General features: G+C 68.2%; 20 protein-coding genes and 1 pseudogene. 13 read left to right on the top strand and 8 right to left on the bottom strand.

Annotated elements, in window-relative coordinates; genetic code table 11:
- Window positions 1-252: 252 nt before the first annotated feature.
- From IG84_RS0112100 to IG84_RS0112080, 5 genes are all read right to left on the bottom strand, one after another.
- Complete coding sequence (locus IG84_RS0112100; RefSeq protein WP_031054871.1) at window positions 253-1,743, bottom strand: NAD-dependent succinate-semialdehyde dehydrogenase; 1,491 nt, start codon at window positions 1,741-1,743, stop codon at window positions 253-255.
- A gap of 325 nt (window positions 1,744-2,068) precedes the next feature.
- Window positions 2,069-2,752: an aspartate/glutamate racemase family protein gene (locus tag IG84_RS0112095; protein WP_031054870.1), complete on the bottom strand. Its 684-nt coding sequence runs from the start codon at window positions 2,750-2,752 to the stop codon at window positions 2,069-2,071.
- Window positions 2,753-2,936: 184 nt separating this feature from the next.
- Window positions 2,937-3,800: a class II fructose-bisphosphate aldolase gene (locus IG84_RS0112090; protein ID WP_037799992.1), complete on the bottom strand. Its 864-nt coding sequence runs from the start codon at window positions 3,798-3,800 to the stop codon at window positions 2,937-2,939.
- Window positions 3,800-5,248 carry a four-carbon acid sugar kinase family protein gene (locus IG84_RS0112085; RefSeq protein WP_425424026.1) on the bottom strand — a complete coding sequence of 483 codons (1,449 nt, stop codon included), beginning with the start codon at window positions 5,246-5,248 and terminating at the stop codon, window positions 3,800-3,802. The genes IG84_RS0112090 and IG84_RS0112085 overlap by 1 nt, the downstream gene beginning before the upstream one ends.
- Before the next feature lie 173 nt (window positions 5,249-5,421).
- Entirely contained in the window at window positions 5,422-6,261 is an 840-nt protein-coding gene (locus tag IG84_RS0112080) for a cupin domain-containing protein (protein ID WP_031054863.1), read from the bottom strand.
- A gap of 298 nt (window positions 6,262-6,559) precedes the next feature.
- On the opposite strand from IG84_RS0112080, the gene IG84_RS0112075 reads away from it, so the two are divergent.
- The 11 genes and pseudogenes from IG84_RS0112075 to IG84_RS42910 all read left to right on the top strand — a co-directional run.
- Window positions 6,560-7,384 carry an SDR family NAD(P)-dependent oxidoreductase gene (locus IG84_RS0112075; protein WP_031054861.1) on the top strand — a complete coding sequence of 275 codons (825 nt, stop codon included), beginning with the start codon at window positions 6,560-6,562 and terminating at the stop codon, window positions 7,382-7,384.
- Window positions 7,385-7,461: 77 nt separating this feature from the next.
- Window positions 7,462-8,913, top strand: coding sequence for an aldehyde dehydrogenase family protein (locus IG84_RS0112070; RefSeq protein WP_031054859.1), 1,452 nt, complete (start codon window positions 7,462-7,464; stop codon window positions 8,911-8,913).
- Between the two features lie 34 nt (window positions 8,914-8,947).
- Window positions 8,948-9,739, top strand: coding sequence for an HpcH/HpaI aldolase family protein (locus IG84_RS0112065; protein WP_031054857.1), 792 nt, complete (start codon window positions 8,948-8,950; stop codon window positions 9,737-9,739).
- Between the two features lie 39 nt (window positions 9,740-9,778).
- Window positions 9,779-10,765 carry a ketopantoate reductase family protein gene (locus IG84_RS0112060; RefSeq protein WP_031054854.1) on the top strand — a complete coding sequence of 329 codons (987 nt, stop codon included), beginning with the start codon at window positions 9,779-9,781 and terminating at the stop codon, window positions 10,763-10,765.
- A 444-nt stretch (window positions 10,766-11,209) separates the two neighbouring features.
- On the top strand, window positions 11,210-12,661 hold the full coding sequence (locus IG84_RS0112055; protein ID WP_051861632.1) for an MFS transporter: 1,452 nt from the start codon (window positions 11,210-11,212) through the stop codon (window positions 12,659-12,661).
- Window positions 12,662-12,753: 92 nt separating this feature from the next.
- On the top strand, window positions 12,754-13,782 hold the full coding sequence (locus tag IG84_RS0112050; RefSeq protein WP_031054849.1) for a zinc-dependent alcohol dehydrogenase family protein: 1,029 nt from the start codon (window positions 12,754-12,756) through the stop codon (window positions 13,780-13,782).
- A gap of 56 nt (window positions 13,783-13,838) precedes the next feature.
- Window positions 13,839-15,338, top strand: coding sequence for an aldehyde dehydrogenase family protein (locus IG84_RS0112045; protein WP_078648772.1), 1,500 nt, complete (start codon window positions 13,839-13,841; stop codon window positions 15,336-15,338).
- 69 nt (window positions 15,339-15,407) lie between these two features.
- Window positions 15,408-16,451, top strand: coding sequence for a cytochrome P450 (locus IG84_RS42170; RefSeq protein ID WP_157848861.1), 1,044 nt, complete (start codon window positions 15,408-15,410; stop codon window positions 16,449-16,451).
- Entirely contained in the window at window positions 16,360-17,217 is an 858-nt protein-coding gene (locus IG84_RS0112035; protein WP_245659316.1) for a LysR family transcriptional regulator, read from the top strand. Before IG84_RS42170 ends, IG84_RS0112035 begins: the two co-directional genes overlap by 92 nt.
- 67 nt (window positions 17,218-17,284) lie before the next feature.
- Window positions 17,285-18,079 carry an MBL fold metallo-hydrolase gene (locus tag IG84_RS0112030; protein ID WP_031054840.1) on the top strand — a complete coding sequence of 265 codons (795 nt, stop codon included), beginning with the start codon at window positions 17,285-17,287 and terminating at the stop codon, window positions 18,077-18,079.
- Window positions 18,080-18,115: 36 nt separating this feature from the next.
- Window positions 18,116-18,227 (top strand): annotated as a pseudogene (locus IG84_RS42910) (IS5/IS1182 family transposase); the annotation flags it as partial.
- A gap of 149 nt (window positions 18,228-18,376) precedes the next feature.
- Here IG84_RS42910 and IG84_RS0112025 read toward each other — a convergent pair.
- Genes IG84_RS0112025 through IG84_RS0112015 form a run of 3 tightly spaced genes read right to left on the bottom strand, consistent with a single transcriptional unit; the run spans window position 18,377 to window position 21,212 of the window.
- Entirely contained in the window at window positions 18,377-18,904 is a 528-nt protein-coding gene (locus IG84_RS0112025; protein ID WP_031054836.1) for a cupin domain-containing protein, read from the bottom strand.
- Window positions 18,905-18,959: 55 nt separating this feature from the next.
- Entirely contained in the window at window positions 18,960-19,727 is a 768-nt protein-coding gene (locus tag IG84_RS0112020) for a glucose 1-dehydrogenase (protein ID WP_031054834.1), read from the bottom strand.
- Between the two features lie 45 nt (window positions 19,728-19,772).
- On the bottom strand, window positions 19,773-21,212 hold the full coding sequence (locus tag IG84_RS0112015; protein ID WP_107053859.1) for a sugar porter family MFS transporter: 1,440 nt from the start codon (window positions 21,210-21,212) through the stop codon (window positions 19,773-19,775).
- A 261-nt stretch (window positions 21,213-21,473) separates the two neighbouring features.
- Between IG84_RS0112015 and IG84_RS0112010 the strand changes: the two genes are divergently transcribed.
- Window positions 21,474-21,869, top strand: a complete 396-nt coding sequence (locus tag IG84_RS0112010; RefSeq protein WP_031054831.1) for a nuclear transport factor 2 family protein — start codon at window positions 21,474-21,476, stop codon at window positions 21,867-21,869.
- A 169-nt stretch (window positions 21,870-22,038) separates the two neighbouring features.
- Window positions 22,039-23,130: a tartrate dehydrogenase gene (locus tag IG84_RS0112005; RefSeq protein WP_031054830.1), complete on the top strand. Its 1,092-nt coding sequence runs from the start codon at window positions 22,039-22,041 to the stop codon at window positions 23,128-23,130.
- Window positions 23,131-23,151: the final 21 nt, after the last annotated feature.

Here is a 23,151-nt window from a genome sequence, read left to right as displayed (position 1 = left end):
TCGCTGTCGCCGGCGATGCGCATCATGCCCGCGACGACGTTGGGGACTGTGGCGTCGGTGGTTCCGAAGGGGACAGTCTTCATGGATTCCTCTCGTGGGGTTCAGAAGTCGGGGTGAGCCGCAGGAGTGGGGCCACGGTGGTCACAACGGTGAGCAGCGCCGAGGTGCCGCCGACCAGTGGCCGGCTCGTGCCTTTTGGCCTCGCTCGGGCCCGGAGGTATCAGGCTCCGGCCTCGGGTGGAGCTGTTGAGGTCACGCCCGGGGGACTGCCATGTACTTGTATTCAAGGAATTCCTCGATGCCTACGCGGCCGCCCTCGCGGCCGAGTCCCGAGGCCTTGATGCCGCCGAAGGGTGCGGCGGGGTTGGACACGATGCCGGTGTTCAGGCCGACCATGCCGACCTCGAGGGCCTCGCTGACACGGAAGCCGCGGTCCACGTCCTGCGTGAACAGGTAGCCCGCCAGGCCCCACGGGGTGTCGTTGGCCATGCGGACGGCCTCCTCTTCCGTGTCGAACGGGATGACGGGAGCCACCGGGCCGAAGATCTCCGTGGTCAGGAGGTCCGCCTGCACCGAAACGTCCGAGAGGACGGTGGGGGAGTAGAAGTAGCCCGCGCGGTCCGGACGGTTGCCGCCGCATACGACCTTCGCGCCCTTGTCGATGGCGTCGTCGACGAGTTCCTGCACCTTCCGCAGGGCCTTCTCTTCCACGAGCGGCCCGACTTCGGTGCCCGGCTCCAGGCCGTCGCCGACTCGCAGCGCGCCCAGTCGTGCTGCGAGACGTCGGGCGAACTCCTCGGCGACGGGCCGCTGGACGAAGATCCGATTCGCGGCGGTGCATGCCTCGCCCATGTTGCGCATCTTGGCCGCGAACGCACCTTCGACGGCGCGGTCGAGGTCTGCATCCTCGAAGACGATGAGGGGTGCGTTGCCGCCGAGTTCCATCGACGAGCGCATGACGTGCTGGGCCGCCTGTTCGAGCAGGCGGACGCCGACCTCGGTGGAACCCGTGAAGCTGATCTTGCGGGCAACGCCGCTCGACATCCACGGAGATACCACCGAGGACGCCTTGGTCGTACACACGATGTTGAGGACACCTGGGGGCAGCCCGGCCTCAACCAGGACGTCTGCGAGCGCGAGGGACGACAGCGGGGTGAGAGCGGCGGGTTTGAACACGATCGTGCAGCCGGCTGCAATGGCCGGCCCAATCTTGCGCGTGCCCATGGCGAGTGGGAAGTTCCACGGCGTCACGAGCACACAGGGGCCGACGGGCTCGCGCGAGACGAGGATGCGGTTCTTCCCGTCGCCCGTCGTCGTTACGTCGCCGCCGATGCGGACGGCTTCCTCGGAGAACCAGCGGAAGAACTCGGCGGCGTACGCCACCTCGCCCTTCGCCTCGGCGAGTGGCTTGCCCATCTCCGCGGTCATGATGAGGGCGAGCTCGTCCTGCCGCACCATGAGAAGGTCGTAGGCGCGGCGCAGGATCTCTCCACGCTCACGGGGGGCGGTCCTTGCCCACTCGCTCTGCACCCGGCCTGCGGTTTCGATCGCATGCAAGGCGTCCTTGGGGCCGCCGTCAGCCACGGTCGCAATGACTTCCTCGGTGGCCGGATTCACCACATTGAAGCGGGCGCCGGAAGCCGCGTCGTCCCACTGTCCGTCGACGAAGACGCCGGTGCTGACCTTGGCGATGGCTTCGCGTGCCCGTTCGGAGATGTCGGGGGCGCTGACGTTGCTGGTCATGTCCTTCAGTTCCCTTGGTGTGTCGGTCCCTGGTGGTGGAAGCCGGAGGCGGCTGCCGTGTTCGTGCTTGGCGAGAGCGCCAGCCCGAACGGACAAGCACGAGCCGGTACGCCGCAGCACGGGCCGCTTGAGCGCCGTGCTGCGGCGTACCGGCTCAGAAGCGCGCGGCACCGTGTGCAGGAAGTCGGTCGGCTCGGCGGTCGACCGGTACGGGCCCCTAGGTGGTCAGAAGTCCCTATCCGGTCAGGTCCCGTACTGCGTGCTGCGGGTGGCCACCCTGCCCTTGGACTGGAACAGGGTGACCCCCTCTGCAACTTGGGCCGTGTCAGGCCCTCTGCTTCTGCAGCACACGCACTGCGTCCTCCGCACCGCTGCGCGGGCTGGAGAGCACGGGCTTGCCGATGGCTTCGGCGATCACGGGGGCCAGTCGTGCCATGGACGCCTGGGCCAGCACGATCGCATCGACCTCCGCCGCGAGCGCCCGCGCTCCGTCCAGCACCATCGCGTCGTGGCGGTCGCGGTCACCGGACATCAGTACGGAGAAGGCTCCCTCGGAGAGCGCCTCCTTGACAGTGATGTCGCGACCGGCCGCCTGCGCCTTCTCCTTGACGAGGGAGCAGGTCGGCGGCAGCGTCGTGGGGACCGTGGCCAGGACGCCGATGGCGTCCGCGGTCTCGACCGCCGATGCGGTCATGGCGTCGTCGATCTTGACGATCGGGACGGAGACCAGCCGGCGGGCCACGTCGATGGCCGGGCCGAGCGAGGAGCAGGCGGAGAAGATGACGTCGGCTCCTGCGGCCTCCGCGGCCTGGGCCAGGTGCACCATGCGCTGCGTGCTGGCGGGCGAGACCTCACCGTCGCGCATCACGGTTGCGAGCACGTCGCTGTCGACGAAGTGCAGGACCTTGGCGTCCGGCGCGAGTTCTGCGAGGTAGTCGTTGATGACCGGCTCGACGTTGACGAACACCAGGCTGGTGTGCAGAACGGCAATCGAGGGAGTGGCAGACACGGTGGCTCCTTACAGAGAGTGGTGCATTGGCTCCGTGCAGAGGACGGCACAAGAGCGTGGGACGGAGGACTGGCACGTGCTGCGCGCAACGTGCAGGTCGATGAGTGGCGGGTCCGCCAATAGGCGGTGGGACTTCCTTCGGCGAAAGCAGCTGCGGGAAGCGACCCGAGAGCCTGAGTTGAGGTCAGGCGTTTCCCTCATGGGCGTGCGGGCTCAGTCGGCCGATGATCTCCAGAGCGGTGTCCCGGACCGCGTCGCGGCCTGCCGCCCACAGGGAGACGGCGTCGGAGCCGGGCAGCGCGGACGGGAGGGACGTACGGACGGCCTCAAGGTATGCGCGGCGCAGCTCGGCGTTGACGTTGACCTTGGCGACGCCCCGGGCGAGGGCGCCGTGGAGCTCCTCGACGGGCAGACCGCTGGCGCCGTGCAGGACGAGGGGGACCGGTACGGCCTCGTGGATCTCGGCCAGCCGATCGAGGGCCAGGTGGACCGGGTTCTTGGTGAAGCCGTGGACGTTGCCGACGGCGACGGCGAGTGCGTCCACGCCCGTCGCGGCCACGAACTCGCCTGCCTGCTGCGGATCGGTCATCGCCGCGGCCTGTGCGACGGCGTTGGTGGAGACGTCCTCGTCGCCCGGCAGAGCACCGAGCTCGGCTTCCACCCAGGCGCCGTGGTCACGAGCCCGGCGGACAGCCTCCTTCGTCAACGCGATGTTCTCGGTGAACGGCAGATGTGAGCCGTCGACCATAACGGAGGAGTAGCCCGCCTCCAGGCATGCGGTGATCTCGTCCAGGTCCCGGCTGTGATCGAGGTGCACCCCGAGACGGGCGGCGGAGCGTCCGGCCGCGTCCAGCGCCAGCCGCATCAGGGTGTCGCGCCCGGCGTGCTTGAAGGGACTGGCACCCGCCTGGATGAGGACGGGCTGACCGGAGGCCTCCGCGGCGGCCGTGATGCCCTGGACCGTCTCCAGGTTGTAGACGACGAACCCGGGCAGGGCCTGGCCGGCGGCTGCGGCCTCCTTCAGGGCATCGGTTCCGTGCAGCAGCATCAGGCACTCCTCAACAGGTCGATGGCGTCGGCGAGCGCGTCGGCACCGCCGACGTTCCCGGCAAAGACGACGTAAGGAATGCCGGTGGCGGGGCCGTCCACGGGCTCCCAGAGCGAGACGATCCCGGGGAGCAGTGTGCCCCGTGCCCAGGCACGGCGGATTTCCAGGCCGTGAGTGGCGGTGTCGCTGGAGGTGATACCGCCCTTCGCGACGACGAAGGCGGGCCGCCGGGTGGCGTTGACCTGGCGCACGGTTTCCACGAGCGCGGCGGAGACCCGGCGGGAGATGGACAGACTGTCGTCCGCGTCGGCACCCGTCACCAGCGTGCGGGAGGTGCTGATCACGGCATCGGCCGTCTCCAGCGCACCGGCGGCCGCGGCCGCGACCTCGGCGATGTGGGCGTCGCGCCGCTCCTCGTCGAGCAGGACGGCCACGTCGAGCTCGTACTCGGTGATTCCGCCGCGTTCACGCAGGTGGTCCAACTGCCGTGTGGTAAGCGCGACATGGGATCCGACGACGATGAGTCCGTGCGGCGCGTCCCCGAGCAGCGGGCGCAGTTCCGCCGGGGCAAGTGGAGCCCGCGCGGCCTGTCCGGCACGGGCCCTGACGAAGGACGGCCCGACCCGGTACAGAAGCCGTGCGCCGTTGTCCTCCGCCTGGGTCAGGGCCAGGGAAAGTACGCGCAGATCGTCGTCGCACACCGCGTCGACCACGGCCGTGCGCCCGCCGCGCAGCAAGGACAGCAGCCGCGCCGTGTGCTCCGGGCCGCCATGGCGTAGGTCGTCGAGGGTGATGCGCAGGACCTGGTCCGCGGGTACGCGTCCGCCCGTCTTCTCCTCGACCCACTCGGGCAGTGTCGATGCGCGGTAGCCGAAGGAGGCGTCGCGGGCGAACTCGCTCTCGCCGACCGGCAGCAGTCCGTCGGCCGTCCGCATCCAGTGGCGGGAGTCGATCGTCAGCCGACCCGCCTCGATGTAGGCGGGAACCACCACTACGCCGTCCGGAGCTCCGGCACCCAGATGAGTCAGCGTCTCGGAGAGGACATCAGTCTCCAGCGGGAAGTGGCCGCGCAGCGTCGAGTCCCCGCGGCTGGCCAGGACGTATCCGGTTTTCTCGGCTGCCGACGCCACGTGCAGGGCGCGGACCACCTCGCGATTGCGGGCGGCGGCGTCCTCGGCGGACAGGCTGCGGGTGTTGGTAAGGACGAAGAAGGCGGAGCTGTCCTGGCGCAGCGCCCAGCGCAGGTCGTCCACCGTCCAGGAGGTCAGGACGGGCACGTCGGCGACCGTCTGGGTGCCGGTCGGGTCGTCGTCGAGAACCACGAGCCGGGGGCCCTCAGCTGTGCGGGCGGCCACTTCCGCGGCACTCACCTCGCGGACTGGTGGCAGCCCGTCGAGCACGACGTCCTCGGCGACAGCTCCCGTCTGGGCACGGAGAGGGTGGGGCACGGCGAATTCCTTGCCTTTGTGAGTAGTTGACGAGGTCTCGGTCGAGGTCGCGCCGGGTCACACGCGCGGAGCCGACGTTGGGGGCGCATGGCAGGACCGCAGAGTGCGCGTCCCGGTCCTGCCATGCGGATGACTCCCGCGGCGGCCGTCGATGGGCGTTGCCCCGAGACGAGTCAGAACGTGTGCAGCACCATGCGCAGAAACTCGGTCGGCTCGACGGCTTCGACCTGTACCGGACCTTCGTTGGCCAGGAATTCGTATCCGGTCTCGGGCCCGTACTCCGTGCCGCCGGCGGTCACCCTGCCCTTGGTCTGGAACAGGATCTCGATGGAGTTGAACTGGCCTGCCTGGTAGACCGCGCCGGCGTCCAGGCGCAGGAACCCGATGCGCAGGTCGCGTTCCGTGAAGCGGCCCAGCCACTTCTCCTCGACGCCCGTGTCCTGGCTCTTGTGCCAGTCGTAGGCATCCGGGTCCATTGCGATGACATCGGTGTAACGCGGAGCCGCGAACCGGAGCGCGCCGCCCGTTGCATGCTCGAAGATCGCTTCCGAGCCGTCCTTGGTCTGGGCCACGCCGTTGGCGTCGGTGTAGTGGTAGAGGCCCTTCTTGAACTCGCCGACCTTGTTCAGCTCGGCGTTCACTGCCTCGCGCCGCGCGACGCTCAGGTAGCCCTGGCCGCTCGCCCCGCCGCACTGCAGAACCATGGTGCGCAGGCCTTCGGCGCGCTCCTGGGGGCCGTAGTGGACGCTCTCGGGGAAGTAGCCGACCCAGCCCTCCTTCAGCACCTCGGTCTCGGTGTAGGGCAGCTCGCCCTGAATGACGTAGCGGATCTGGTCGAAGTTGTGCCGGTGGCGCGGGGTCCGCCAGCCGCCGCCGCCCGTCAGTCCCATGTTCAGGTCGTAGTTGTTGGGCGAGTCGTCCTCACCGAACAGCAGGTGCTTCTGGTCGAGCTTGCCCTCACGCATGGTTCCGACCTGCTCGACGTCGGTGTCGGATGCCTTGCCTACACGCATCTGGAGCTCCTTCACGGAATTCAGCACTGAGTCAATGTCGCCCCGCCGCGAGAGCCGGCGATTCGGGGCGCTGGGCCTGCCCGGTGTTGTCCTGCTTCGGAGCAGGGAGGGCCGCCGTTTCCGTTGACGATATCCCACATGGCGGGATACTGTCCATGGGTCATCAGGGGTTACTGCCCCGGAGCTCACGGGTGAGGCTCACGCGAAACCGCGGCACCCCCCGTTCATCAGCCCTGCATTCGCAGCCACATTCCCCGCCGCATTGACATCGCGAAGCGCGACGCCAGGAGGACTGACCATGACCACAACACCCTTGACCCACGCCCCACATGACTCCGGTGTGCCGGAGTCGGCGCGGGACTTCAGCGTGGCGGAGCGGGTGGTGATCGTGACCGGCGCCGCCCAGGGCATCGGCCGGGAGCTGGCGCGCCAGTTCGCCGCGGCCGGGGCCTTCGCCGTGGTGGCCGACCTCGACCTCGGCAAGGCGGAGACCGTCGTCAAGGAGATCCACGAGGCCGGCGGCACCGGCCTGGCCGTCCAGGTCGACGTGGCCGACGAGCCGTCGGTGACGGCCATGGTCGACACCGTCGTCGAGCGGTGGGGCCGGATCGACGTACTGATCAACAACGCGTCGATATTCGCGACCATCGAGAAGGGCCCGTTCGACGAGATCCCGCTGGAGCAGTGGGAGCAGGTGCTGAAGGTCAACGTCACCGGGACCTACCTGTGCGTGCGGGCGGTGGCCGCACACATGCGCAGGGCCGGCTTTGGACGCATCGTCAACGTCTCGTCCGACGCGGTGACCCGAGGCACCGTCAACTACCTGCACTACGTCACCTCCAAGTCGGCGGTCATCGGCATGACCAACTCGTTGGCCCGCGAGCTGGGCAGTCACGGGATCACCGTCAACTGCGTGCGGCCCGGCTCCGTTGCCACGGAGGTCGAGCGCACCGTGAACCCCACCGTCGAGGTCCGCCAGCGGGCGGCGTCGCTGCAGTGCATCCCGCGGGGGATGGTGCCCACCGACCTCGTCGGCGTCATGTTCTTCCTCGCCGCACCGGCCTCCGCGTTCATCACGGGCCAGACGATCGCCTGCGACGGCGGCTACACCCACAGCAGCTGACCCGCGCCGTTCCCTGCCGTCAGGCGCCGACCAGACACCATCAGACAAGCAATACGCAGGCTGAGGAGGCCTCGCACATGAGGCAGTACCCGCACCTTTACATCGACGGTCAGTGGACCGAACCGATCGAGCCCCGCCACGTCGACCTCGTCGACCCCACCCGTGAGGAAGCCTTCGCCCGGGTGGCCCTGGGCAGTGCCGCGGACGCGGAGCGCGCGATCGCCGCGGCCCGACGCGCGTTCGACAGCTTCTCCGCCACGTCGGTGGACGAGCGGATCGCACTGATCGACCGCGTCATCGACGCCTACGAGTCGCACATCGACGAGTTCTCCGAGCTGATCGCACGCGAGGTCGGCATTCCCGTCGCCAACCGCGCCCAGGTCACCGGTCCCGCCCAGCACATGCGGGTGGCCCGCGACCTGCTGCGCGAGTACCCCTTCGAGTCACGGATCGGCGGCGCCGTCGTCCGCCGCGAACCGATCGGTGTGTGCGCGCTGATCTCACCGTGGAACTGGCCGGTCCAGACCGGTGTGATCAAGCTGATCTACGCGCTGGCCGCCGGGTGCACCGTCGTCGCCAAGCCCAGCATCAACTCCGCCGCCAGCGGGGCGCTCCTGGCGCAGGTCCTGCACGAGGCCGGCGTGCCCGCGGGCGTCGTCAACCTGGTCAATGGCAGGGGCCGTGACGTGGGCGACATGGTCTCCCGTCACCCGGACGTCGACATGGTCTCCTTCACCGGATCCACCGGTGCGGGCCGCCAGGTCGGAGCTGCCGCCGCAGACACCGTCAAGCGCCTCTGCCTCGAACTGGGGGGCAAGTCGGCCAACATCGTGCTGCCCGACGCCGACCTCGAACGGGCCGCCCGCTGGAACATCCAGCGCTGCTTCTTCAACGCCGGCCAGTCCTGCCACGCCCCCAGCCGCATGCTGGTGCACGAGAGCCAGGTGGAGCAGGTCGTGCCCTTCCTGGTCGATGAGGCCCGCAGCTTCCGCCTGGGCGATCCCCTGGAGAGCTCGACCACCATGGGCCCGGTCGTCAGCGCCGGTCAGTTCAAATCCATCAGGGACCACATCCAGAGCGCCCTCGACGAAGGCGCCCGACTCGTCACCGGCGGCCTCGAACGCCCCGATGGCCTCGACCGCGGTTACTTCGTGCAGCCCACTGTGTTCACCGGAGTCACCCCGGACATGACGATCGCCCGGGAGGAGGTCTTCGGCCCCGTCCTGGCCGTGCTGCCCTACCGCGACGAGGACGAGGCGCTGCGCATCGCCAACGACTCGGTCTACGGCCTCGGTGGCTTCGTCTTCGGCGGCGATCGTACGCGCGCCCGCCGTGTGGTCGACGGCCTGCGCGCCGGACGCGTCAGCTACAACGGCGCGGCCACGGACTCGTACACACCCATGGGCGGCTACAAGCAGTCCGGCATCGGCCGCTCGATGGGCCGGTTCGGGCTCGAGGAGTACCTCGAGGTCAAGTCCGTGTACGGGTTCGAGGACGAGGCGCAGGAGCTGCCGCCTCTCTTCGGCTGAGCCGCCCCTTCCAGTCAGTCAGGAACTTCCGAACATGAACAACGAAGCCACCCCCTTGCTGCGCAATCCCGCCAAGGAAAAGCTGGCGCGGGGCGAGACGGTCTACTCGATGACCGCGCGACTCGTGCGCACGGTCGACATCGCCGCGATCGCCCACTCCGCGGGGTTCGACTCCATCTACATCGACATGGAGCACAGCCCCTTCCCCCTGGACGCCGCGAGCCAGATCTGCATGGCCTGCAACCACTTGGGTGTCACACCGCTGGTCCGGGTCCCCGGACTGGACCCCTCGTTCATCGGCCGGGTCATGGACTCCGGTGCCATGGGCATCATCGTGCCCGGCGTGAACTCCGCTGACGAGGTCCGTGCCGCGGTCCGAGCCGTCAAGCACGCGCCCCTGGGGGAGCGTTCTCTGGCAGGTTCCCCGCCCCAACTGCACTTCCGCTCCTATCCGGCCGACCAGACCATCCGCGCCCTCGATGAGACCTCCATGGTGGTGGCGCAGATCGAGACCCGTGCCGGTCTGGACGCGGTGGAGGCAATCGCCGCGGTGGAGGGCGTGGACGTGCTCCTCGTGGGCGCGAACGACCTCAGCCTCGAGCTGGGCATCCCCGGGCAGATCGACCACCCCGAGCTGCACAAGGCGTATCTGCGCATCATCGAGGCCTGCCGCGTGAACGGAAAGACCGCGGGTGTCGGCGGGCTCGGCGGGCGCCCGGATCTGATCCGCCAGTATCTGGAGCTCGGTGCCGGCTACGTCTCCACCGGCAACGACATCTCCTTTCTCAGCGCCGCCGCGGCCCAGAAGCGCATGCAGTTCGACTGACCGACCGACCCTTCACGCAAGCAGAGAGCGGGAGCACACATGAAGATCTGCGTTTACGGCGCGGGAGCCGTGGGCGGTCACATCGCCGGGCGGCTCGGCGCGACCGGGGGCGATGTCTCGGTCATCGCCCGCGGAAAGCACCTCGCGGCGATCCGACAGCACGGACTGCGGGTGGAAACCCGTGACGGCGAGCTGCTCTCGCACCCGGTGGCCACCGACCAGCCGGGCGACCTGGAGCCGCAGGACATCGTCATCGTCGCTGTCAAGGCACCGGCCCTCCCGGACATCGCCGAGCACCTCGGTTCACTGCTCGAGAAGGACGGCCTGGCGCTGTTCGTCCTCAACGGTGTCCCCTGGTGGTACTTCCATGCGCACGGCGGGCCCCTGGACGGCACCAGGCTGTCGCGCCTGGACCCGGCGGGGGCCCTATGGGGCCACGTCGGCCCCGAGCGCGCCGTGGGCGCCGTGGCCTACACGGCGGGCAGCATGCCGGCGCCGGGCGTGATCCGCGCCGAGAACCCGCGCAACCGCCTGCTCGTCGGACGGCCCGACGGCAGTGCCGACGCCAGGCTCGACGAGCTCGCGTCGCTCTTGAACCCGGGCGGCCTGGAGGTCGCTGTCACGCCGAAGATCCGCGACGCCATCTGGGCCAAGCTGACGATGAACCTGATAGGAGGCTCACTGGCCGTCCTCGGTGCCTCACCCATGAAGGACGTGCTCGACAAGCCGGCCGTCGCCGGCACCGCCAAGGCCATGGCGGCCGAGGCTGCCGCCATCGCCCGCGCGCTGGGCTGCGACGCGGGCGACCCCGAGGCGGGCCTGGCCAAGCTGGCGAAGTCCGGCCACCTCCAGAGCATCGCGCAGGACCTGCTGGCCGGTCGCCCCATGGAGATCGACGCCATGTTCCGCGTCCCCCTCGACCTGGCCGAACGCGCGCAGGTCCCGACGCCCAATCTCGATCTGGTGATCGAATTGGCCACCCAGCGTGCCCGCGCTGCAGGCCTGTACCGGGACACCATCCGCTGACACCGGACGCACGTCGAACGGGGCTTCGCGCCCACCGTTCGACGTGCGCGTGTCACCTTCAGTGGCACTGGTTCCAGCCATTGACCAAGTCCCACAATGCTGGATATCGTCAATCAACGCACTGGCGCCCGGGGTCTGCTCGCCCGCCGCTGATCCGATGCATCGTGCCGGCTCATCAAGGCATGGCCGGCGATTCACCTTGAGCGAGACGCTCCGCCTTCAAGGGGGTGCGGCCCGCTTCTGCACACCGTCGTGTTCCTGCCTCTGTGCATCGAACACCGAGCCGAAGGTAACAAGACGCATGTCCGGACAATGTCGACCGAATCCGTGCGCAACTCGTACCGTCGCAGCCGCCCTGGGACGGGGCCTGCTCTCCGGTACACCTCTGAGCTCTACCACGTCATCGCGTGCTCGCCACGTCGCAGGCGGGGGAGGTTCCTGCCGATGAACACGCGCGTCAACGCAGGTCAGAGGCTCGACAGTCTCCCGATCGGCAAGTTCCATCGACGGATGGCGCTGCTGGTCGGCCTTGGTATGTACGTCGACTCGTTCGACAACAAGATCTCATCGTCCGTGCTGGCATCGATGCTGCCCTCCGGCTTCTCGACGCTCCAGCTCAACTCGCTCTTCCTGTCGGTCACGTTCGCAGGTCTCGCGATCGGAGCGGCGTTCGCCGGCTGGCTCAGCGACCGCTTCGGACGCTCATTCGCCTTCCAGCTCAACCTGGCTCTCGTGGGGATCCTCGCCCTGTGCGGAGCGATGGCGCCGTCGATGGAAGTACTCATCGCTCTGCGCTTCCTGATGAGTATCGGCATGGGAGCCGAGTACGTCATCTGCTACGGCATGATCACCGAGTTCATTCCGCCCGGCCGACGGGGACGGTACCTCGGCCTCCTGGGCATCTTCGGTGGTTTCGGCGTCACCCTGGCCGCGCTCATCGGATGGGTGGTCATCCCCGTGTGGTCCTGGCGCGGCATGTTCGTCATCGCAGGCGTGAGCGCGCTGATCGTCTGGTGGCTGCGCCGCGGTATCCCGGAGTCCCCGCAGTGGCTGGAATCGCGCGGGCGGTACGAAGAGGCCGAGGCCGTCATGCAGATGATCGAGAGGGAGTCCGGAGTAACGGCCCGACAGGACGGCGGCCCAGCGGCGACTACCGGCCTGACAGACGGCGCGGCGCAGCCAGAGAAGGCCGAGTGGGTGCGGATCACGGTGCTCTTCTCGCGGCCGGTCATCCGGCGGACGATGATGGCGCTGGTCCTGACGGTCACCTGCCTCTTCGGTTCCTACGCCATCACCGGCTGGATGCCCACCTTCTTCGTGGAGCAAGGGATGACCGTGTCGAATTCCCTCGGCTTCAACGCGGCCATCATGTCCGGTTACATCGCCGGCCCGCTGTTGTGCATGTTCATCGTCGACCGCCTCGGGCGCCGCAACAGCATCATGCTCTTCGGGGCGCTCGCGGCTGTCTTCGCCGGCATCTATCCGTTCATGACGGAGCCCGGTTTCGTCATCGCCATCGGGTTCATCATGGTCGCCACGGTGGCTTCGTACCTGACACTGGCCCTGGGAACCGTGCCGGAGTTCTTCCCCACGGCCTTCCGCTTCCGAGGCGGCGGTTTCGCCCAGACCGTCGGCCGCGTCAGCCTGATCGCCTCTCCCTTCATCGTCCTGTGGCTGTTCAACAGCTACGGCGTCTTCGGGGTGATCCTGGCCATCTCCGGCATGTATGGCGTCATGACCCTGCTCAACGCGGTGGCGGGGGTGGACACCTCCCGCGAGGCGGTGGAGCAGATCGCCCCCGACGGCGATGCCGAGCACGTGCGCGAGGGGGCCAACGCTTCCCAGTACTCGCAGCGGGACGCGGAGACTTCCCCGGGGCCGTCGCACTCGCGGTGACCTGGGCGCGACCAGACATGCGCGCTCACTGGCCGGCACACCGTGGCGCCGTCGGTGCCACCCACCTCCTCAGATCATCAAGGAACGAACCGATGCAAGCAGTTGTTTTCCTGGGTGAGGGCAAGCTCGACCTGCGCGAGCTTCCCGACCCGGTGCCCGGCCCGGACGAAGTGGTCATCCGCATCAAGGCGTCCGGCATGTGCGGGAGCGACCTCCACCACCTGCACGGCCCGCGCCGCACCGGAGCGGAGCTGGTGATCGAGGGCCACGAGCCGTGCGGTGTCGTCGAGTTGGTCGGAAATGCCGTACGCCCCAGCGAGGCCACCGTCGGCGACCGGGTCATGGTCCACCACTACGACGGATGCCGCACCTGCCGCTACTGCCGCTCCGGCTGGACGCAGTACTGCCCCAACGCCCGCACTGTGTACGGCGGTCTCGACGGCGACGGCGGCCACGCGGACTTCATGAAGGTTCCCGCCCACACGCTCATCCGCCTGCCCGACGAGCTGTCGTTCAAGACCGGCGCTGCCATCTCGTGCGGCACCGGGACGGCCTTCGGAGCCATCAAGCGGGTCGGCTTGTCCGCCGACGAGACCGTGGCCGTCTTCGGTCAGGGACCGGTGGGGCTGAGTGTCACCCTGCTGGCCAAGGCCTTCGGCGCCCGCGTCATCGCCGTCGACGTCGAGTCCTCGCGCCTGGATATGGCGAAGAGGTTCGGCGCCGACCATGTCATCGACGCACGGGAGCAGGATTCCGTGGCCGCCGTCCGCGCACTGACCCGCGACGGCGCCGGCGCGGACAAGTCCATCGAGTGCAGCGCCAGCTCCGCCGTGCGTCGCCAGGCCGTCCAGGCGCTCCGCCAGTGGGGCACCGCTTGCATGGTGGGCGTCTTCGGCACGATCGAGCTGGACAGCGAGGAACTCATCCAGTTGCAGAAGACGGTCGTGGGCTCGCTGACCTTCAGCAAGAACCTCCAGGAGGAGTGCGCCCTGTTTGTGGCCGAGCGCGGCCTGGACGTGGAATCGCTGTTCACCGACGAGTTCCGCCTCGACGAGGCGGAGCGGGCCTATGAGTTGTTCGACCGGCGAGAGATCGGCAAGGGCGTCTTCGTCTTCGACTGACATCGGACGGCGGACGCCGACCGACGCAGCATCGAAGGCCAGGTGAGAGGTAACCAGTGACCACATTCCAGCAGCACGCCGCCCCGAGCGAGCAGGCCCGGGCCTTCCTGGCCCGCGCCGCGCACCAGCACTTCATCGACGGCGAAAGCGTTCCGGCCGCGTCCGGACAGACATTGACCACCATCGACCCCTCGACGGGCGAGGAACTGGCACGGCTCGCCGCCGGCGACCGGGCGGACGTCGACCGCGCCGTCCGCGCGGCACGCCGTGCGTTCAACGGCCAGTGGAGCACCTGGACGCCCTACGGGCGCCAGGCGCTGCTGACCCGGATCGGCCAGATCCTCGACGAACGGTTCGAGGAACTGATCCAGATCGAAGCCATGGACATGGGGGCCCCGGTCTCACGGCTGCGGGGCAGCAAGCCGGCCTTGCTGAAGATGGTGTCGTTCTTCGCCGCCCAGGCGGCCAGCATCAGCGGTGAGACGCTGATGAACGGCATCCCCGGCGACGTCACCACGATGACGTTGAAGGCGCCGGTCGGAGTCGTCGGCGGCATCATCCCCTGGAACGGCCCGCTCAACGGCCAGTTCTGGATCATCGGCGCCGTACTGGCCAGTGGGTGCACCGCCGTACTGAAGCCGTCCGAGGAAGCCTCTCTGTCGGTGCTGCGGGTGGCCGAGATCCTGTGCGAGGCCGGGGTCCCCGCGGGGGTCGTCAATGTGGTCACCGGTCGTGGCCAGGACGCCGGCCACGCGCTGGCGGCCCACCCCGATGTGGACCGCATCGCGTTCACCGGGTCGACCCAGACGGGCCGCAGCATCATCGAGGCGTCCACCGCGAACATCAAGAAGCTGCAGCTGGAACTGGGCGGCAAGTCGGCGGACATCGTGTGCGCGGACGCGGACCTGGGCAAGGCAGTGCCGGGCGCCGCCATGGGGGTGTTCGCCAACTCCGGTCAGATCTGCTTCGCCGGCACGCGAGTCCTCGTCCAGCGGTCCATCGTCGACGAGTTCACCGAACGACTGCTGGCGTTCACCGACACCCTGCGCATCGGCCCCAGCCTGGACGACACCGCCAACCTGGGGCCGGTGGTCTCCCAGGCACAGCTGGACAAGGTCCTGTCCTACATCGATGTCGGCCGCGCCGACGGGGCCGAACTGCTCCGCGGCGGCGGCCGGCTCGACGGCGAACTGGCCGGCGGATACTTCGTGCAGCCGACCGTCTTCGGCGGTGTCACCAACGACATGCGCATCGCCCGCGAAGAGATCTTCGGTCCCGTACTGTCGATCCTTCCCTTCGACGATCTGGACGAGGCCATCGCCATCGCCAATGACAGCGAGTACGGGCTCGGGGGAGCGGTGTGGTCGCAGAGCCTGTCCACCGCCCTGCGCGTGGTCCACGGCGTGCACACCGGAACGATGTGGGTGAACTGCTACGGCCACATCGATCCACTGGTCGGATTCGGCGGAACGAAGATGAGCGGCTACGGCTCCAAGGGGAGCGCCGCACACATGGACACCTACCTCTACACCAAGAGCGTCTACATGGAGTTGTGACCACGAGGGCCGCGAACGCCGACATCAGTAAGACACAGAGAGGTGACTGCTGTGCCCGAGCGCTGCCCCATGTCGAAGCCCGCACAGGACTGGGATCCGCTGGCCCCGGAGAACCACGCGGATCCCATGGACACCTACGCGCATCTCCGCGACGAGTGCCCGGTCGCCTGGAGCGACCGGTTCGGGGGCTTCTACGCGCTGACCCGCTTCGAGGACGTGACCGAGGCCGCGCTCGACTGGCACACCTTCACGAGCGCCCAGAAGACACCCATCCCCGATGCCACGAGCGCGGGCCGCCCACCGCGGGCACCGGCGGAGGTGGACCCGCCGCTCCACACCGCCTACCGGGACCTGCTCAACCGCTTCTTCACCCCGGAGTACATCCGCCGTATCGAACCGGTGATCCGCCGCACCGCACGGGGCCTGATCAGCCGGAGCGTGTCGCTCGGCGAAGTGGACGCCGTGGAGTCGTTCACCTTCCTCATGCCGGTCCAGGTGCAGTGCATCTTCCTCGGCATCTCGGTCGAGGACGCCCACCACATCAAGACGACGATCAACCGGATCATTGACGCCGGCGCGGCCGGAGACTCCGCCACGCACAAGGCCGCGAACGACGACATCTACAGCGTCCTTGCGGCCCGCAAGAAGACGCCGTACGACGCGAACGACCTCATCAGCGCCATGATTCACGAGGAGGTCGAGGGCCGGAGGCTGTCCGACGACGAGATCGCGGGCACCATCTGCTTGTTCCTGCAGGCCGGACACGGCACGACGACCAACATGCTCGGCAGCATCATCCGTCACCTCGCGACGACTCCCCGGGACCAGAAGCGCCTGTGGGACGAGCCGAAGCTCATCCCGCAGGCCATCGAGGAGAAACTATGCCCCGGCCTGGCTCATCGTCGCTTGCGCGATTCCCGCAATGGTCGGCGCGTTCTTCATCAAGGAGACGCACAACCGACCGTTGCCCGTGTGGAGAGAACGGCCCATGGACGCACGGCAACTCGAATACTTTCTGGCAGTGGTCGACCACGGCAGCTTCAACCGTGCGGCCGCCTCCCTGCACCTCGCGCAGCCGTCGCTCTCCCAGGCGATCCGCAACCTGGAGCGTGAACTGGACACTTTGCTGTTCCACCGCATCGGACGGCGCATCGAACTGACCGAGTCCGGGCGGGCGATGATCGCGCCCGCCCGGCAGGTACTGCGGGACATGGAGACCGCACGGGCCACGGTGGAGTCGGTGAAGGGACTGCGCACCGGACGGCTGGAGATCGCCAGCATGCCTTCGCCCGCGGTTCAGCCGCTGTCCGCGATGATCGGCGCGTATCAGCGACGCCACCCCGCTATGCAAGTCGACGTCCGCGCCGTGCCCACCGCCGATGCGGTGGTGGAGCACGTACGCACAGGAGCGGTGGAAATCGGACTGGCAGGCACCGCCAAGGAGTTGCACTCGCCGGACGTACAGGTGCACGCCATCGAACGGCAGCGGTTCGTCGTGTTGTCCCCGCCCGACGGCCCGCTGCCGGCCGGCCGTGCGGTGGCCCTGGAGGACCTGGCCGGCCTGACAGCGATCGTCGCCCCGCGCGGCACTCGGGCCCGGCAGCTCCTCGACGAACTGCAGGAGCGCGGCGTACCGGTGCGCTACGGAGTGGAGGCGGGGCACCGCGAGTCCATCCTCTCGCTGGTGCTCCAGGGCACCGGGGTCGCCGTGTTGACCGAGGCGTGGGCGGGCCTGGCGCGCAGCGCGGGAGCCCTCGTCCTGGACCTGGAGCCACCGGAGTACCTGCATGTCTCCTTGGTGGCCCGACGCGCACCCCTGACCCCCGGGGCGCAGGCATTCCTGGACTGCGTACTGGAGTGTGAACTCCCAACGAAATGATCTTCAAGGTGGTCGACCAGCGAGCCGTCACCGTCCTCCGAGCACATCGACAAGCGGGAGCAGTGAGATGAAGGTCGGAAATCTCGAGATCGTGCCGATCGTCGATGGCACGTCCTACGAGCCCATCGAGAATGCGGTGTCGCATCCGGACGGCAAGATATGGGACTGCGCTGACCACCCCACCGACGAGAAAGGGCGCATCCGTCTGGACATCGGGTCCTTCCTCATCCAGATCAAGGACCGGACCGTCCTCGTCGACGCGGGCGGAGGAGTTTTCACGGGCGAGGGAACACGGACCGGCGCGATGCTCGACAATCTCCGCCGCGCCGGAGTCGATCCGATGGACGTCACGGACGTCTGCTTCACCCATATGCACTGGGACCACGTCGGCTGGTCGACAACCGACGGAGACATCACCTTCCCGAACGCGACGTTCTGGTTGCACGAGGACGACTGGGCCCACTTCATGACCGGCCCAACCGCTGTGCCGGAGGTCCGCGACCTGCTCATGCCGATCGAGTCACGAGTCGAGCCCATCGACGCCGAAACCACGCTGCTCCCCGGCCTCATCGCGCGCCCCGCACCCGGCCACACACCCGGCACCACCATCTACGTGATCCACGACCATGGCGAGCGGGCCCTTCTGCTCGGCGACACGCTCCATACCGTGGGTGAGCTGACCGAGCCCGAGTGGATAGGGATGTGGGACGTCGACCCTGTCGCGGCCGGCATCATGCGCAACCGCATCGCCGAGGAGCTCGCTGCCTCCGGCGATCCCTTTGCGCCGGCCCACTTCCCGGAGCTGGCCTTCGGCCGACTGGTCACCGTCGAAGGGCTCCGCAGGTTCTCCTGGGCGTCGTAGCCCTCACTGCCCGCCCGATCAGCCATTCGTGATCTTCGAATCAGAGACCAGCTCGGCCCGCTCTTGGCGCTGCGGCCCCGCAAGCGGTTCGCGAAGGACCGTGCTGATCGTGGACGGCACCCTGGTGCCCACTCGTGACGCGACGGTGGTTGCCCCGGGACCGGGCTAGTGGTGCCGGGGCGGCGTACGCCAAAGCCATGCTTGGCGTCGCCCGCCTGCCGGCCGGTCGTCTGGCACGGCGGGGACGCCCCGCCGCGGCCCGTCCGGGAAGTTCCGGCCAGCAGGCGGTCGGTGGGGTCAGCGGATCACGCTGATGTGCACTGCCGAGATCACGCAGGGTTCGTCGGTCCGGTTGCGCCAGGCGTGCTTGGTGCCGCGCTGAACGATGGTGTCGCCCTGCCGCATGGTCGTCTCGCCGGTGTCGAGCAGCACGCACGCCTCACCGGAGATCACGGTGACGATGTCGATGGTGTCGGTCGTGTGCATGCCGGGGGCGTCCGTGGGATCCACCGCGTCGCCCGCGCCCGACTCCGCCAGGATCCGCGCGTAGCCACCCTCGTAGTCCCATTCGCTGTCGGGAGCGAAGGCCGTGATGACGTAGTTGTAGCCCGCGGGCGGCGGCGGGATGACCGAGGCGTCGCCGGGGCCGTTCGGCGCCATCACGGGGGTCGGCACCTGCGTGGCCTGCCACAGGTGGTTGCGGGTGTAGCCGTCGGCGACGAGGCGGTCGGTCGTGGGGCCGTCGCTCACGAAGGTCGACCTGCCGTCGGCGTCGACTCCGGTGACAATCAGGCGCGACTGAAATTCGCGGTGCTTTCCAGGCATGACGGTGTTCCTCTCCAGGTGATGGTGTGTTCGTCCGCGGAGTGCGCGGTGCGTGTCAGATGCCGACCGTCTGGCCGCCGTCGACGACCATCGCGTGGCCGGTGGCGAAAGCACCGAGGTCGGAGGAGAGCCAGAGCACGGCGGAAGCGATCTCCTCGGGGCTACCCATCCGGCCGACGGGTTCCTGGCCGATGACGCGGGCCCGGCCCTCGGGGGTGCCGCCGGAGAACCGGTCCATCATCGGCGTTTCGATGATGCCCGGGCAGATCGCGTTGACCCTGACGCCCTGTGCGGCATAGTCGAGTGCCGCCGACTTCGTCAGGCCGATGAGCCCGTGCTTGGCGGCGACGTACGCGGCCTGCCCCCGGATCCCGACCACGCCGGCGCCGGACGAGGTGTTGACGATGGAGCCACCGCCATTCTCGAGCATGGCGGGAATCTCGTACTTCATGCACAAGAACGCGCTGCGCAGGTCGATGTCGAGCAGCCGTGACCACTCGTCCTCGGAGATGTCGACGAGAGGTGCCGGCGGCTGTTCGATCCCAGCGTTGTTGAATGCGACGTCGAGGCGGCCGAATTCGCGGACGGTCTGCTCGACGGCGGCCCTGATGTCGCTGGAAGAGATGACATCGCACTCGACGGTGAGCACCCGGCCGCCGTGCTCGGCGGCGAGTCGAGCGGTCTCTTTGTTGCCGGCCGAGTCGATGTCGGCCACGACCACATCGGCACCCTCGGCCGCGAAGGCCCTCGCCGTGGCGCGGCCAATGCCGCTACCGGCGCCGGTCACAAAGGCGACCTTGTTGGCGAACCTGTGCGCAGTCATTCTCGGTCTCACTTTCTGTCACGTACAAGGGAGTGCGGGGGCGGGTCAGAGGTGGTCGGTGACCGTGCCGCTGTAGCGGTCACGCAGTTCGCCCTCGAGCTCTTCCAAAGTGCGCCCCTTGGTCTCCGGGACGCAGCGGAACGCGAACAGCGTCGCCAGCACATTGAGCACCATGAATCCGGAGAACACCGCCACCGAGCCGAACCGCTCGGCGAGGATCGGAAACAGGAAGGAGATGAGGGAGTTGGCGACCCACAGCCCGCCGAGGGAGGCGCCCATGGCGAACCCGCGGATCGGCAACGGGAACAACTCCGACAGCACGAGAAAGCCGGTGGTGGCCAGGAAGGTCAGCATAAACGCCGTCACCAGCAGCATGAAGAGCAGGATCAGGTACGAGCGCAGGCTCGAGTCCGGCAGCAGATAGGTGACGAGGAGCCCCAGATGCGAGGCAGCCACACCGCCGAAACCGAGCAGCATCATCCTGCGGCGCCCCATCATACCGAGAACCCACATGCCCACCACCGTGAAGACGATCATCGAGATGCCGACGGTGACGGAGGCAAGCAGCGAAGCAGACCGGGTGAGGCCGGAACTCTCCAGCACGGTCGGCGCGTAGTACATGACCACGTTGATGCCAGTGGTCTGCTGGGCCATCGCCAGGATGATGCCGACCAGAATCAAACGCTTCATCCACGGTTCACGGCGGAGGGTGGCGAGAACGGAGACCTCACCCTTCATCGCGTCTGCTGTGACGACCGCCCTGATCTGCTCGTACTCGGCCTCGACCCGGTCGGAGAGATGTGCCCGCTGCAGCGTGTGCCGCGCCTTCGGCCACATCTGCTTGCTCGCGTACCAGCGAGGTGTGTCGGGCAGCGGGCACATGCCGATGAGAAGCCCGACGGCCGGAACGAGAGCGACGCCCACCATGTAGCGCCACACGACAGGATCGTTGATCAGGTTGGCGAGTACCGCGTTGGCGACGAATGCCAGGAACAGGCCGGTCGTCAGCATGAGCTGATTCATCGTGACGATGCGGCCTCGCTGTGAGGCCGGTGCCATCTCGGCGAGATACAGCGGTACGACGACGGAGGCGACGCCGACGGCGTAGCCGAGCGCGATGCGCGCCACGATCAGGACGGCGACGCTGGGTGCCAGAGCACATGCGATCGTGCTGACGACGAAGATCACGCTGGCGATCACCAGCGACTTTTTGCGTCCCACGCGGTCGGCGACGGGACCGCCCAGAAGCGCGCCTGCCGTCGCGCCGGGGAAGAGCAGTGAAGTGACCACCAGCCCCTCGGTGACGGCGGTCAACTGGAAGTCCTCGCGGAGATACACGAGTGCGCCCGATATCACCCCCGTGTCGAACCCGAAGAGGAGACCGCCCAGGCTGGCGATCGCGGTCAGCCGGAACAGGAAGGTTCTCGGGTCTTCGCGAAGGCTCGTGCGGGTCAGGACGCGCGTGGACGGTGGATTGTCAGACATGCAGTCTCCCTGGGATCGTCCCGTAACCGCGAGGTGATGGCCGGCGCGTCGACCCGGCGGCGCGCCGGAAGGAGGGGCGCCGTGGTGCTCGGCACCGAAGCCGGTACTGGGGCGGGCGTCGACGTTCCGTAGCGACGGCCCGACTGTGACGGCGCACACAGTTCTCGAAGGCGGGCTGGACGATATCCAGCATTGTGAGATTCAGTCAATGGCTCCGGGGTGTCCTTCCCCGCCACGTCCACCAGAGAAAGTCTGATCACCATGCGCGCAAGCACCGAGACGGTACGGCTGCTCACCGAGTACTACGCGGCCATGGAGGCCAACCGTCCCCGCGAGTTCGGCTCCTACTACGCGGAGGACATGACCCTGACGTTCGGGAACAGCCCCGAGATCAAGGGGCGGGAGAACGTCGTCGCGGCCTTCCGTGAGGTCCTCGACAGGGTCGCTTCGCTTGGGCACGACCTCGTGAACGCATGGGAGGAGGAGGGCGGGGTGGTCTTCTTCGAGTCCATCGGCCGTTGGATACTCCGCGGCGGGACCGTGATCGAGATCAAGGCCGCCTCCAAGATCACCATTGTCGACGGCAAGTTCGTCGACCAGCGCATCTACGTCGACAACGCCCCCGTGTTCGAGGCGCTCGAGCGGGAGAGCGCCTAGCCGCCCCGCAGGCTCCGCCCGGAGGGCCGCTGCCCCTATCGATAGGCGCTGCCTTCAAGCCGGGAAGCGAACCGGTCTTGGACACACTCGCGACGTCAGCCGTTCAATCACCTGTAACACGACCTGGCTGCGACGCCGGGCTACCGGTTCGACTGGACGGAGCCATCCCGTGACCACTCCCCGCACCTTCCGCATCGCGGCGATTCCCGCGGACGGAATCGGAAAGGAGGTCGTGGCCGCCGGACGCCAGGTGCTCGACGCGCTTGCCGCGGACAGCACCGGAGGCACCGATGCGTTCGCTCTCGACTGGCAGGAGTTCGACTGGGGCTGCGAGTACTACGCCCGCACCGGCAAAATGATGGCCGACGACGGACTCGATCAGCTCAAGGACTTCGACGCCATCTACTTCGGCGCGGTCGGCTGGCCCACCGTCCCCGACGACGTCAGCCTGTGGGGCCTGCGCCTGAGGATCTGCCAGAACTTCGACCAGTGGGCCAACGTCCGTCCCGTGCATTTCCTGCCCGGTGTCATCAGCCCGTTGCGCAAGGCCGACGACACCGAACTCGACTGGGTCGTGGTCCGGGAGAACAGCGAGGGTGAGTACGCCGGTCTCGGCGGCCGCAACCTCTCCGGGCGCGGCCCCGGCGGCGAAGTGGCCGTCCAGTCCTCCCTCTTCACCGAGGTGGGCTGCGAGCGCATCATCCGCTTCGCCTTCGACCTGGCTCGCACCCGCACCCGCCGCAAGGTCTCTTCGGTCACCAAGTCCAACGCCCAGCAGTACGGGATGGTGCTGTGGGACGACGTGTTCAAGCGGGTGGCCGCCGAGTACCCCGACGTGGAGACCGAGAGCGTGCTGGTCGACGCCATGTCGGCGAAGTTCGTGCTCAGGCCCGAGGACCTGTCCGTAGTGGTGGCCTCCAACCTCAACGCCGACATCCTCTCCGACCTGGGCAGCGCGCTGGCCGGCAGCCTCGGCCTGGCGGCCAGCGCCAACCTGAACCCGGAGCGGCGGTTCCCGAGCATGTTCGAGCCGGTACACGGCTCGGCGCCCGACATCGCCGGCCAGGGGCTCGCGAACCCGATCGGTGCGGTCGGCAGCGCCGCGCTGATGCTGGAGCACTTCGGTCTCCCCGACCAGGCGGCCCGACTGAACAAGGCCATCGAGAAGACCACCGCCGCCGGAGTCCTCACCCGCGATGTCGGCGGCAGTGCCACCACCGACGAAGTCACCAAGACCCTGATCGACGCCCTCACCCCCTGATCACCCCTACCTCCCGGACCG

This window comes from Streptomyces ochraceiscleroticus (assembly GCF_000720485.1).
In the GTDB taxonomy this organism is placed as follows: domain Bacteria; phylum Actinomycetota; class Actinomycetes; order Streptomycetales; family Streptomycetaceae; genus Streptomyces; species Streptomyces ochraceiscleroticus.
Note: the sequence above shows the minus strand (reverse complement) of the source record. Positions and strands in the feature narration are given on the sequence as shown.